Raw genomic sequence first — 12,963 nt, forward strand, 5'->3', positions numbered from 1 at the left:
CTTTACCACCCCATACTGGGGGACTTCACGCCCCATTTCGGAAGTGCAGCCATGATCCTTCACATTTCAGACTGCTTTGCGCCGCGGACCGGAGGCATCGAAATCCAGGTCGCCGCGCTGGCCGCTGCGCAGCACCGGGCGGGCCAGGCCGCCGAGGTCGTCACCGCGACGCCCGCCGGGCCGGGGGCGGAGACGGCCTCGTGGCCGTACCCCGTGCACAGGATCAGCGCGCGGCTGCCCGGCCGGCTGCCCGTTCACCCCAGAGCGGGACACGCCATCGACCGGCTGTTGACGGCGCGTCACCCACGCGTGGTGCATGTGCACCTGGGCGCGGCCTCGCCGTTCGCCTGGGCCGCGCTGGCCTGCGCCCGCCGCCGGGGCATCCCCGCCGTGGCCACCGTCCACAGCATGTGGGACCCGGTGGTGCGCGCGCTGTACCGGCTGCTGAGCCGGACCGGGCACGGCCCCACCGCTCCGGTGGCCCTGACGACCGTGAGCAGGTCGGCCGCCCGGCTGATCCGGCAGGCCCTTCCGGACGTCACCCCCCGGGTCATCCCCAACGGCATCGACGCCGCGTGGTGGCGCAGCCCGGGAGCCGCGGTCGAGCGCCAGGACGGCCGGGTGCACGTCGTCGCCGTCGGCCGGCTCGTGCCGCGCAAGGAGCCGATGGAGCTGCTGGCGGCGCTGCACTCCGCCCATGCGCGGATGTCCCGGCGGGGCACCGCCCTGCGCGCCACGTTCGCCGGCGCCGGGCCCAGCGCGGGGCCGATACAGCGCTATCTGCGCCGCAACGGGATGGACAGCTGGATCCGCCTCGCGGGCCGGCTGCAGCCCGGGGAGGTACGGGAGCTGCTGGCCGGGGCCGATCTGTTCGTCAATCCCTCCCGCCGGGAGTCCTTCGGGATCGCGGCCCTGGAGGCGCGCACCAGCGGCCTGCCGGTGCTGGCCCGGGCGCACACCGGCGTCGCCGACTTCGTACGGCACAACCGCGAGGGGGCGCTGTGCGGCCACTCGGCCTTCGCGCTGGCCGACGAGGTGCTGTGGCTGGCCCGTACCCCGGGGGCGCGGCGCACCCTGGCCGCCCACAACTGGGAGACCGAGCCGGTGCACTGCACCTGGCCCGTGGTCACCGAAGCGTTCGCCCACGCCTACGACGACGTCACCCGCTGACGCCCCCTCATCCCGCATACGTCCGGCGGCCTCCCGGAAGCGTGGCCACCGCAACGGCCGGAAGGTTCTCATGCACCGCCTCCTCGACCGCGCGCACCGCGCCCTCTTCGCCGCGCTCTCCCTCCTCGGCCTGCGCGGCCAGGGAAGGGTCCTGCACTGGTACTTCGACTGGTGGCACCGCCGGCCGGACCCGTGGGGCCTGGCCGTGGACGACTACGAGCAGTTCAAGTACGCGACGACCCTGCGGCAGCTCCCCCGGCGCCCCTACCGGCGGATCCTGGACGTCGGGTGCAGCGAGGGAGCCTTCACGCACCGTCTCGCGGCGGCGTTTCCGCAGGCGGAGATCACCGGTGTGGACATCTCGGAGCGGGCGCTCGCCCGGGCCCGCGCCTCCGCGGCCGGTCGTGCTTCCGCGGCCGGCCGTGCTTCCGGGTCCGGCCGCGCCCCGGTGTCCGGCCGCGCCGCCCCCGCCGCTCCCGGGCCCGCGCGGCCTCCCCGGTTCGTCCGGCTGAACATCCTCGCCGCGCCACCGGAGGACCGCTTCGACCTGGTCTTCTGTGCCGAGCTGCTGTACTACCTGGGCCGGCACCGGCATCTGCGGCGGGCCTGCGCCCATCTGACACGGGCCGTGGCACCCGGTGGGCTGCTGGTCCTGGTGCACCCCTGGCCGGAGTCCCGCAGGTTCTGTGCGTACTTCGAGGCCGTCGCCGGGTTCCGCTGCCTGGTCGAGCAGGTGGAGCCGGATTCCTTCCGTCCCTTCGCCGTCAGCATCTACGAGGCCCCGGGCGCGGCCGCGGCCCGGCCCGGGGAACTGAGGACCCCGGGCCCCGCCGCGGAGCGGGGCCGGGGCGAGTGAGCCCCACGGGGCAGGTCCCGGCGGCCGGAGCTCCGGACGGCGGCCCTTCCGGCGGCGGCCCGCCGGGAACGCGGCCGGGGCCACGGCCGGGCCCACGGCGTATCGAGGCGGCGCGCCGCGTCCTGGCCCGCCGTCCGGGCACCGTGCTGCTCCTCGCCGCCACGGCGATGCTGCTGCTGGTGTGGATCCCGGCCTGCCTGCGCGTCGGCATGGTGGATCTGCGGGTCTACCGGACCGCGGCCCCGCACCTCCTCGGCGGCGATCTGTACGCCTTCCGTCTGGACCTGCCCGGCCCCGACCTGTTCCCGCTGCCGTTCACCTATCCGCCCTTCGCCGCGCTGCTCTTCCTCCCGCTCTCCTGGCCGCCGTGGCCGCTGGTGAGCGCCGCCTGGACCGCGGCCTCGATCCTGGCGCTCTGCGTCCTGGTCCACTGCTGCCTGCGGATGGCCGACCCGGCCGCGGATCCCGGACGGCACCGAAGGCGGGTACTGCTGTGGAGCGCCGCCCTGTTGTGGACCGAGCCGGTCGCCGTCACCCTCGCGCTCGGGCAGGTCAACCTGCTGCTGGCGGTGGGCGTCGCGTACGCGGTCGAGCGGCGCTCGGCGGCAGCGGCCGGGCTCGGCGTGGGGCTCGCCGCCGGGGTCAAGCTGGTCCCGGCCGTCACCGGCCTCTACTTCCTGGTGCACCGGCGCTGGTCGGCGGCGTGCTGGTCGGCCGCGGTGGCCGCCGCCACCGTCGCGGCCGGGTGGTGGGCGGCGCCCCGGTCAGCGGCCGGCTTCTGGCTGCACGCGGTCGGCGACGCCGCACGGGTCGGCCCGGTCGGCTCGGTGCTCAACCAGTCGGTGCGCGGGGCGCTGTCCCGCACCCTCGGCCACGATGCCGGCTGGTCCGCCCCCTGGTGGGCCTGCGCCGTCCCGGCGGCTCTGCTGGCGCTGACGGCCGTGGTGCGCGCCGCCCGCCGCACCGATCCCCTCGGCGCGCTGCTCGCCGTCCAGCTCCTCGGCCTGCTGATCAGCCCCATCTCGTGGTGTCATCACTGGGTCTGGGCCGTCGCGGCCGTCCTGTGGCTGACCCACGCGCCGCACCGGACCCGGGCCCACACCGCGGCCCTGACCGCCTGGTGCCTCGCCCTCGGCGGATTCCTCATCCACTGGCTGGCACTGGCCCAGCCGGACATCTGGCACTTCGGCCGCCCGTGGTACCTCGCCGCTCTCGGCTGGGGCTATCCCGCCTGCGCCGCCCTCACCCTCGTCGCGCTGCTGCTGCCGGTCACCGGGCGCGTCTCCCGCGCTACGTCCTATCCGTCGAGACGGATGCCCCTGACCGCGGTGTCGAAGACCGGCCGGTAGGTGTTCCACTGGGCATCCGGCGCGGAAAGGTAGATCACGTACTGGGTGTCGTCGGCGTCGCTGAACGCCAGCTCCACCGCCCGGTACTTCCGTTTCTTGCCGTCGAAGGTGAACTCCCAGTACCCCGCGGGCCGTCCGCGGAAGCTCGTGGGGTCCATCCGCACCCGCTCGTAGCCCGGGTTGTCCCGGCGGGTCTGGGCCTCTTCGGTCTGCCGCCAGTGCCGCAGCGGATCGGACCCCGCGAACCGGACGATGTTGATCCGCAGCCCCACCAGCCCGGACGGGTCCACATAGGCGACTTCGCCGCCGGGCGGATCCTCGCGCTTCCAGCCGTCCCGTACGGGCAGCGAGAAGCCCTGGCCCTCCTTCTGGAGGTGGTATCCGGCGGGGAGCGGGGGAAGCGGGGAAGGGCCGGGGTCCGACGGGCGGCCGGCGGAGGCGGTGCCGGAAGGACGGCTGCCCGTCGCGTCGGCACCGCCCCACGGCCACAGCAGGACCCCGCCGGTCACGGAGGCGGCGACCGCCGCGCCCACGGTGAGCCGCAGTACCGTGCGGCGCTTGCGGTTGCCTCCTTGCACAGGGCCCGTGTCGGCCTGCGCCGGGCTCGCGGTGGCCACGGTGGGCTGCGCCGGGCTCGCGGTGGCCACGGTGGGCTGCGGCCCGGTGGGCGGCGCGTCGAGGGCGGCACGCGTTCCGGAGGTGTCGCCCAGGGGGCGCTGCCCCGAGCCGGTGGTGGCCCCGGCGGCCTCCTCCAGGAGGCGTTCGGCCTCATGGGCGTCCATGCGCTGCCCGGGGTCCTTCCGGAGCAGGCTCTCGATCACGGGCGCCAGGCCCCCGGCGTTGCGCGGGGCGTCGTACTCCTCGGTGGCGATGGCGTACGCCGTCTCGATCGCGGTGTCCCGGAGGAACGGCGGCCGGCCCTCGACCGCCTGGTACAGCGTCGCGCCGAGGGACCACAGGTCGCTGGCGGGACCCGGCTCGGCGATCGTGCTCCGGAGGCGTTCCGGCGCCAGGTACTGGACCGACCCGACCAGCTCGCCGGTCCTGGTCAGCGAGGGCGTTCCGGACTGCACGGCGATCCCGAAGTCGGTGAGGACGATGCGCCCGTCCTGCCCGAGCAGCACATTGGCGGGCTTGACGTCCCGGTGCAGCACCCCGGCGTCGTGTGCGGCACGCAGCGCGCCGGCCATACCGCAGCCGATCCGGGCCGCCTGGTCCGGCGCCAGCGCACCGTGTCGCTTGACGAGGTCGCCCAGGGTGTCCGAGGGGACGTACTCCATGACGATGCAGGGCAGACCCTCGTCGTCGACGACGTCGTGCACCACGATCACGTGGGGGTGGGTGATCCGGGCGGCGCTGCGGGCCTCCCGGCGGGTGCGCTCGTGGAGCGTCCGGATCTCGTCGTCGTCCAGATGCGGCGGGACGAGCAGCTTCTTCACGGCGACATGACGGCCGAGCAATTCGTCCTCGGCCCGCCATACCGTGCCCATACCGCCGCGGCCCACCCGTTCCACGAGCCGGTACCGGTCGGCTACGAGCCGTCCCCGATCGGACACCGCGAGATCGTCTCCTTCGCACGGCCGAACAGATTGCGGGAGCACCATAGCCCGAGCGATCGGGCAGCCGTGAGGGCGGCGTTCTCCGGATCCGGGCACGGCGCTGCCGGGGCGGCCGGACGCGGCAGGGGCAGGTCCGGGCCGTGTCCGGGCAGGTGGGGCAACTGCCGTCGCGACGCCGCGCGTTCGGACGGGCCGGCGGTGGGGCCGCACCGGATGGCGCCATGATGGTGACGCCGTGACGTCACCTTGCGCCATGGTGGCAGCACTTGGTGCCGCTGTGGCGTCACAAAGGCTTGCGTTGGCGTCATTGTGGTGCCACTATGGCGTTATGGACCTCACGCCGTATGTCGACAACCTCCGGCACGAGCTCGCGGTCGCCGCGGACGCGGGCGGAGACGAAGCCCGCGCCCTGGCCGAACGACTCACCACGCCCCTGGAGTCGGCCACCCGGCTCATCCTGCTCAACGCGCTGTCTTCCGCCATGGCCGAGGTCACCCGCGAGCTGGCACCGGGCTCGGTCGACGTACGGCTGCGCGGGCTCGACCCCGAATTCGTGGTGACCCCCTCGCCGGCACCGGACCAGGAGCCGTACGGGGAGGCGGAGGCGCCCGAGGGCGTGCCGGGCGGACGGGCGCCCGTGCCCACCGTCCCCGCGGACGGCGACGAGGGCGGCACCGCGCGGATCAACTTCCGCCTGCCCGCCCACCTCAAGACCCGGGTCGAGGACGCCGCGGGCCACGAGGGCCTGTCGGTCAACGCCTGGCTGGTACGGGCCGTCGCCACGGCCCTGGAACCGGGCGAGCGCCCCCGCTCCGCCGGCCGCAGCCGCCACCGGGGCCAGCAGGGTTACACCGGCTGGGTCCGCTAGGGCCCCGCGCCGGGCCGGCCTTCCCCGGCCTCTCGCACCACCGGGCACCGCACCACCCCACACCGCGCCACCGGCCACCGCGCCGCCGGCCACCGCGCCACCGCGTCACTGCTCACCGGGCACCCATCACCCACCACCTCTCACCACCACCCCTTCGCACCGCGCCACTTCTCATCTCACCCGCCCCACCAGCGGGAATGCTCACCACAGCCATGAGGACGGGACAGCCATGCCTACTTTTGACACCCCCGAACCGATCTCCGTCACCCTCGAATTCGACCTGGGATCCGCCCGGATCACCGCGAGCAAGCGCACCGACACCGTCGTCGAGGTGCGCCCGAGCGACGCCACCGCGGACGCCGACGTACGGGCCGCACAGCAGACCAAAATCACCTGCTCCGGCGGCAAGCTGGTGGTCAAGGGGCCCAAGAAGCGCTCCCTCTTCGGCAAGTGCGGCTCGCTCGACGTGACCATCGAGCTGCCGGCCGGCTCGGACGTCCTGGGCACCTCGCCGATGGCGGACTTCACCTGTGCGGGCCGCCTCGGTGAGTGCCGGTTCAAGACCTCGCTCGGCGATCTCCAGATGGACGAGGCGGAGGCCGTGAACCTGCGGACCGACTACGGCGACATCCGGCTGGCGCGGGTGACGGGGGACGCCGAGCTCATCGCGTCGGGGCTGATCGAGGCCGGCGAGATCGCGGGTGCCGCGCTGGTCAAGAACGGCAACGGCGCGACCACGATCGGCGAGGTCACCGGCGCCCTGCGGGCGACCGCGTCCAACGGCCTGATCTCCGTCGGCGTCGCGCACGCCGGGGTCGAGGCCAAGTCCGCCAACGGCGCCATCCGGATCGGTGAAGTGGCACGCGGCCGGGTCGTCCTCCGGGCCGCGGCCGGCGACCTGGAGGTCGGCATCCGTCAGTCCACCGCCGCCTGGCTCGACGTGGCCACCGGCCTCGGCAACGTGCGCAACTCGCTCGGACCGTCCGACGGCCCCGGTGACGCCGCCGAGACCGTCGAAGTACGCGCCCACACCAGCCTCGGCGACATCGTGATCCGCCGCTCCTGATCACCGGCCGCCGGCGTTGATGACCACCGGCGGTCGGGTGCTCGTGACCACCGGCCATCGCCGGCCCGCCCCATCACAGAACCCGGAACTCGTCACTCTGAACCCGGAAAGCAGCTGTCATGATCATGAAAAGCATGCCCCGCTTATCGGCCTCCCGCTCACCGGAGCCCCGCCCACCGGCGTCTCGCCCAGCGGCGATCACCGCACGCGGATTAGCCAAGTCCTACGGCGACAAGGCCGTCCTCGACGGCATCGACCTGCACATCCCCGGGGGCACGGTGTTCGCCCTGCTAGGGCCCAACGGTGCGGGCAAGACCACCACCGTCCAGATCCTCTCCACCCTCATCCCGGCAAGCGCCGGCCAGGCACAGGTCGCGGGCCGTGACCTGGTCCGCGAGGCCGACGCCGTACGCGCCGCCATCGGCGTCACCGGTCAGTTCTCGGCCGTGGACAACCTGCTCAACGCCCGGGAGAACCTGCTCCTCATGGCGGACCTGCACCATCGAAGCCGCCGCGAGGGCCGCCGGCGCGCCGACGAACTCCTGCAGCGCTTCGAGCTGACCGAGTCGGCCGTCAGGCCCGTCGCCACCTTCTCCGGCGGCATGCGGCGCAAGCTCGACCTCGCGATGACCCTGGTCGGCGACCCGCGCCTGATCTTCCTCGACGAGCCGACCACCGGCCTCGACCCGCGCAGCCGGCGCACCATGTGGGAGATCATCCGCGGTCTGGTCGCCGAGGACGGCGTCACCGTCTTCCTGACGACGCAGTACCTGGAGGAGGCCGACCAACTCGCCGACCGCATCGCCGTCCTGGACCACGGCAAGCTGGTTGCCGAAGGCACCGCGGACGAGCTGAAGCAACGGATCCCCGGCAGCCACATCCGCCTCAAGCTCGCCGACGCGGACCGCCTGGCATCGGCCGCCGCCCTCTTCACCGCGGCCGCCCGCGACGACGAAGCGCTCACCCTGCACATCCCCGGCGACGGCAGCATCCCCGCCCTGCGCAGCGTCCTCGACACCCTCGACCGCGCGTCCGTGGAAGCCGAGGCGCTCACCGTGCACACCCCTGACCTCGACGAGGTCTTCCTCACCCTCACGGGCCGGCCTGTGCAGTCCGGCGCCACCGCCAACTCCCTTGAGAAGAGGGCCCGATGAGCTCTCTCCCGTACGCGGTGCGCGACTCGATGACGATGCTGCGCCGCAACCTCAAGCGCGCACGGCGCTATCCCTCCCTGACGCTCTCGGTCGTCGCCATGCCGATCGTGATGCTGCTGCTCTTCGTCTACGTCTTCGGCGGTGCGCTCGGCAACGGCATCGGACTGCCGGGTGCGGCGAACGGCCGTGGCGCGTACGTCAACTACGTCGTTCCGGGCATCCTCCTGATGGCCGTGACGTCCGGTGCCCTCTCGACGGCCGTCTCGGTCTCCATCGATATGACCGAAGGCATCATCAACCGCTTCCGCACCATGGCGATCTCCCGTGCCTCCGTGCTGACGGGCCATGTGGTCGGCAGCGTCGTCCAGACCATGCTCAGCCTCCTCCTGGTCCTCGCCGTCGCCCTGGCGGTGGGCTTCCGGCCGGACGCCACTCCCGCCAGGTGGCTCGCCGCCTTCGGCCTGCTGGCCCTGCTCGCCTTCGCGCTCACCTGGCTGGCGGCCGCGATGGGCATGGTGGCCAAGACCGTCGAGTCCGCGAGCAACGCCCCCATGCCGTTCACCTTCCTGCCCTTCCTCGGCAGTGCCTTCGTCACCCCCGACTCCATGCCGGCCGGACTGCGCTGGTTCGCCGAATACCAGCCCTTCACCCCGATCAACGAGGCGCTTCGCGGCCTCCTGCTGGGCACGGAGACCGGCAGTAACGGCGTCATAGCCCTGGCGTGGGCCCTCGCGCTCAGCCTGGCCGGCTACCTGTGGGCGCGGGCCGCCTTCCGGCGCGGCGCCACACGCTGAGCACGCCCCCGCGCCCGAGGTGCCTCCCGTTCCCGGCAGGCACCTCACCCTCCCCCGCACTTCACCCTTCTTCGCACTTCACCCTGCCTCGCGCCGCGCCCTTCCCCGCACCTCATCCTTCACCGCACACCACGGTGTGCCCCGCGTCCCGCGTCCCGCATCGGAGGACAGCCATGCCCCTGCACCCCGGACACCCCGCCCCCGGACACCGCGAGCCCGGACACCCCGCCCCCGAACGCCCCGCCCCCGTGACGCTGCCGACCGCCCGTCCCGCGGGCTGCCCCTTCGATCCGCCCGGGGAACTGACGGTCCTGCGCACGGAACGTCCGCTCACCCGGATGCGCTTTCCCGACGGACACGTGGGCTGGCTGGCCACCGGCTACTCCGCGGTCCGCGCGATACACGCGGACCCCCGCTTCAGTTCACGCTACGAGCTGCTGCACTACCCGTTCGAGGACGGCTACCCCGGCGAACTGCCCCCGGCCCCGGTCGGTGATCTCACCGGACTCGACGCTCCCGAGCACACCCGCTACCGGCGTCTGCTCATGGGCAAGTTCACCGTCCGCCGGATGCGCCTGCTCACCTCCCGCGTCGAGGAGATCACCACCGAGCACCTGGACGCCATGGAGCGCCAAGGGCCGGCGGTGGACCTGGTCGAGGCGTTCGCCAAGCCCCTCCCCGCGCTGATGATCTGTGAACTCCTCGGTGTCCCCTATGCCGGCCGGGAGGTCTTCCAGCGTCATGTGGCGACGGTGATGACCCGCAGCGCCACGATGGACGAGATGGCCGCCGCCATGACCGCGCTGCAGAACATCCTGGCCGAGCTGGTGTCGGCCAAGCGCGCCCAGCCCACCGACGACCTGCTCAGCGACCTCACGACCACCGGCCTGACCGACGAAGAACTCGCCGGCATCGGGAGCTTCCTGCTCGCCGCCGGCCTCGACACCACCGCCAACATGCTCGCGCACGGCACCTTCGCGCTGCTGTCCCACCCGCACCAACTCGCCGCCCTGCGTGCCGATCCGGGCCTCGCCGACCAGGCGGTCGAGGAGCTGTTGCGCTACCTCAGCATCGCCCACACCAGCGCGCGGTCGGCGCTGGAGGACGTCGAGCTGGCGGGCCAATTGATCAAGGCGGGCGAGACGGTCGTCCTCTCGATCGAGGCCGCCAACCGCGATCCGGAGCGCTTCCCCGACCCCGACACCCTCGATCTGCACCGCAAGGCCACCGGGCATCTGGCCTTCGGCCACGGCATACACCAGTGCCTGGGCCAGCAGCTGGCCCGCGTCGAGATGCGGGTCGCCCTTCCCGCGCTCCTCACCCGCTTCCCGACACTGCGGCTGGCCGTCCCGCCGGAGGAAGTCCCCCTGCGACACGGGATGAACATCTACGGGGTGCACCGGCTCCCCGTCACCTGGGACGAGCGGTAGCCGGGCCGGGCCGCCCTGGCGGGGGCGCGAGCCACCCGGTGGGGGCGCGTCCGCCGCACGTCGCACACGGCACACGGAGGAACCCGCTCGCACTCCTGTACGTCTTCCCGCGTACGTGTTGGCGTAGACGGTCCCTGGAGGAACCCGGTGGAGCACAGGATGTTGGGGCAGCGGTACGAGCTGGTGGAGCAGCTCGGGCACGGCGGGATGGGAACGGTCCACCGCGCCGTCGACCACCGGTTGCGCCGAACCGTCGCCGTGAAGACCCTCTCCGCCGAGCTGGCGCTGCAGCCCGAATTCCTCACCCGGTTCCAGCGTGAGGCGCACGCCGCCGCCGCGCTCAACCACCCGGGGGTGGCCACCGTTCATGACGTGGGGGAGGACGCGAGCGGCGGGGCCGCCGAGCCCTACCTGGTCATGGAGTACGTGGAGGGCAGAACCCTCAGCCAGGTCCTCAGGGACGGCGCACTGCCGGTGGCACAGGCGCTCGACCTCACCGGCCAGGTGCTGGACGCCCTGGAGCACAGCCACCGGCACGCCATCGTCCACCGCGACATCAAGTCCGCGAATGTCATGGTCACCGGCTCGGGCAAGGCCAAGGTCGTCGACTTCGGCATCGCCAAGGCGCTCAGTGAGGCGGCCACCCGCCTGACCGGCACGGGCGTGGCGGTCGGCACCCCCGCCTATCTGGCCCCGGAGCAGATCAACGGCGGCGAGACCGATCACCGTACGGACCTCTACGCCGTGGGCTGCCTGCTCTACGAGCTGCTGACGGGCCGTCCCCCGTACACCGGGGATTCTCCGTTCTCCGTGATGCACCAGCATCTGTCCGCGGAGCCGGTCCCGCCCTCCCGGCTCCGCCCCGAACTGCCGCCCGCCGTCGACGCGGTGATCGTCCGCGCGCTGCGCAAGGGCCGGGAGGACCGCTTCGCGAGCGCCGCCACGATGCACGAAGCACTCACCGAAGCCGCCCGGCCCACCCCCGTCCGCACCCCCACCGCATTCGACCCGGCCGCCCCCGGCCACGCCCCACGGACACAGGCCGCACCCGGCCACCCCGCACCCGGCCACGCCGCATCCGGCCACCCCGCATCCGGCCACCCCGCCCCCGGCCACGCCACCGGGGAACCCCACTCGCCGGCGCCCGCCGCCTCCGCCTCCTTCACACCCACACCCACCCCCAACTCCACGCCCAACTCCACGCCCAACCCCTCCGGCAGCGGACCGGAGGCATCCCCACCCCCTCCCACCCGCCGCAGACCGGCCCGCGTGGTCTTCCGGCCGACGGCCGAAGGCGCGGTCGCCCTGCTCGGCTGCTTCCTCTCCCTGGTGATATCCCGGACCGACATGATCGAGGTCGGCCAGTTCAACCGGGTCGCGCTGCTCGCCGCCGTCGCCGGGGCGGTCTTCCTGCTGTGGTCGGCACGGCTCGCCTGCGCGGTCTCCTGGGGCCCGGTGGCGGAAGCCGTGGCCGCCTGGTCCGAACTCTCCCGCGGCACCATCGGCTGGGAAACCCGCTACGTCATCATCGCGCTGGTCCTGGCCCTCGTCGCCGCACTGTGCCTGGCGGCCGGCTACAAGGACGACCGCTCGGGCGGATTCGCGCTGGTGGCCTTCTGGTTCACCGCCCTGACCGCCGTCTGGTTCTTCCTCGACGACCTCAACAAGATCGGCGTGTTCTACGTCCTGCTCCTCGGCGTCACCCTCGCCATCGGCACCCATACCCTCAAGTCCCGCATCCGCCCGCCCTCGGCCGGCCGCCTCACCACCCCACCCACCACGGCCGACGACGCCCCGAAGCCGCCGGAACACCTCCGCACCGCCCACCGCCGGCCACGAAAGCCGGCCGACCGGCACGCCCGCGGATAGCGGGAGCCCTGACGGCGGAAGCCCCGGCCCCCGCCCGCGGACGTGGCACCGCCGCGACCCGCAGCCCTCTCCTCACCTCGTCACTCGGCGCGCAGAAAGCGGCGCAGGATGAGCCGGAGCGTGGGCAGTTGGCCGGCCGGATCGAAGGACGGCGCGGTGGCTGCGCTCGTGTAGAGCGAGGAGATCAGGGCCTGGACCCATGATGCGGCGCTGTCCGGGTCGAGTTCGGGGTCGATCTGACCGGCCGCGGCGGCCTTGGTGAGCAGTCCGGCGATGGTCGCGTGCTCCTCGGCGTTGTCGCGGCTGAGCAGGGCTTCGAGTTCGGGGTCCCGGTATGCCTGGACCATGGCTTCCATGACCAGCGGGGGCGTCAGCGGGTGTGTGGCCGGGGCGGCGAGGAGGTCCACGATCTCCAGCAGGGCGCTCCACGGGTCATCGGCGGCCAGCGCCTGCGCAAAGCGTTCGGCCTTGTCGTCCCCGTCGCTCTCGAAGACGGCGAGGAAGATCGCGCGCTTGTTGGGGAAGTAGTGGAACAGGTTGCCCGCGCTCGTGCCGGCGGCCCGGCAGATCTCCGCGGTCGTGGTGCGCTCGAAACCCTTGGTGGCGAACAGCTCCGTGGCGGCGCCCAGGATGTGCTGCCGGCGTGCCCGGTGCTTGGCCGGGTCGGTCTTTCTCATCTTTCTCCTCCTGCTGGCGGGGCGTTGGGCCGCCCAGCCGCCGGGTCGCCGGGTCGCTGGATCGGCGAACTGACGGACTGGCGCCGGGCGTTGCTCGGCCCCAATAATAGATCGAGCGCTCGGTTTATCATTAGGCTGTGGCCGGAAAGGATGCCGCACCGCACGAAGAGC

Annotated in this window: 11 protein-coding genes; 9 read left to right on the plus strand and 2 right to left on the minus strand. The window is 73.1% G+C overall.

Translation table 11 applies throughout. The annotated features are described in order from the left end of the window. Positions 1-51 precede the first annotated feature (51 nt). The 3 genes from ABZ851_RS03285 (at position 52) to ABZ851_RS03295 (ending at position 3,375) form a co-directional block, all read left to right on the plus strand. Positions 52-1,170 (plus strand): glycosyltransferase family 4 protein, encoded by a 1,119-nt coding sequence (locus ABZ851_RS03285; RefSeq protein ID WP_361121349.1) that lies wholly within the window; start codon positions 52-54, stop codon positions 1,168-1,170. 70 nt (positions 1,171-1,240) lie between these two features. Next, complete coding sequence (locus ABZ851_RS03290; RefSeq protein ID WP_361121352.1) at positions 1,241-2,026, plus strand: class I SAM-dependent methyltransferase; 786 nt, start codon at positions 1,241-1,243, stop codon at positions 2,024-2,026. A gap of 143 nt (positions 2,027-2,169) precedes the next feature. Next, entirely contained in the window at positions 2,170-3,375 is a 1,206-nt protein-coding gene (locus ABZ851_RS03295; RefSeq protein ID WP_361121355.1) for a glycosyltransferase 87 family protein, read from the plus strand. Here the strand turns inward: ABZ851_RS03295 and ABZ851_RS03300 are convergent. Beyond that, complete coding sequence (locus ABZ851_RS03300; RefSeq protein ID WP_361121358.1) at positions 3,324-4,931, minus strand: serine/threonine-protein kinase; 1,608 nt, start codon at positions 4,929-4,931, stop codon at positions 3,324-3,326. The genes ABZ851_RS03295 and ABZ851_RS03300 overlap by 52 nt on opposite strands. Positions 4,932-5,262: 331 nt before the next feature. On the opposite strand from ABZ851_RS03300, the gene ABZ851_RS03305 reads away from it, so the two are divergent. The 6 genes from ABZ851_RS03305 (at position 5,263) to ABZ851_RS03330 (ending at position 12,115) form a co-directional block, all read left to right on the plus strand. Beyond that, positions 5,263-5,802 carry a hypothetical protein gene (locus tag ABZ851_RS03305; RefSeq protein ID WP_361121361.1) on the plus strand — a complete coding sequence of 180 codons (540 nt, stop codon included), beginning with the start codon at positions 5,263-5,265 and terminating at the stop codon, positions 5,800-5,802. A gap of 229 nt (positions 5,803-6,031) precedes the next feature. Next, on the plus strand, positions 6,032-6,868 hold the full coding sequence (locus ABZ851_RS03310; protein WP_361121364.1) for a DUF4097 family beta strand repeat-containing protein: 837 nt from the start codon (positions 6,032-6,034) through the stop codon (positions 6,866-6,868). Positions 6,869-7,002: 134 nt separating this feature from the next. Further along, entirely contained in the window at positions 7,003-8,022 is a 1,020-nt protein-coding gene (locus ABZ851_RS03315; protein ID WP_361121367.1) for an ATP-binding cassette domain-containing protein, read from the plus strand. Next, positions 8,019-8,816, plus strand: a complete 798-nt coding sequence (locus ABZ851_RS03320; protein WP_361121370.1) for an ABC transporter permease — start codon at positions 8,019-8,021, stop codon at positions 8,814-8,816. The genes ABZ851_RS03315 and ABZ851_RS03320 overlap by 4 nt, the downstream gene beginning before the upstream one ends. Positions 8,817-8,989: 173 nt before the next feature. Continuing rightward, positions 8,990-10,246, plus strand: coding sequence for a cytochrome P450 (locus ABZ851_RS03325; RefSeq protein ID WP_361121373.1), 1,257 nt, complete (start codon positions 8,990-8,992; stop codon positions 10,244-10,246). A gap of 147 nt (positions 10,247-10,393) precedes the next feature. Beyond that, entirely contained in the window at positions 10,394-12,115 is a 1,722-nt protein-coding gene (locus ABZ851_RS03330; RefSeq protein ID WP_361121376.1) for a protein kinase, read from the plus strand. A gap of 80 nt (positions 12,116-12,195) precedes the next feature. Here ABZ851_RS03330 and ABZ851_RS03335 read toward each other — a convergent pair whose 3' ends face one another. Further along, a complete protein-coding gene (locus ABZ851_RS03335; protein ID WP_361121379.1) occupies positions 12,196-12,792 on the minus strand; it encodes a TetR/AcrR family transcriptional regulator in 597 nt (198 codons plus the stop codon). Positions 12,793-12,963: the final 171 nt, after the last annotated feature.

The organism is Streptomyces sp. NPDC047049 (assembly GCF_040643995.1).
Lineage (GTDB): Bacteria > Actinomycetota > Actinomycetes > Streptomycetales > Streptomycetaceae > Streptomyces > Streptomyces mooreae.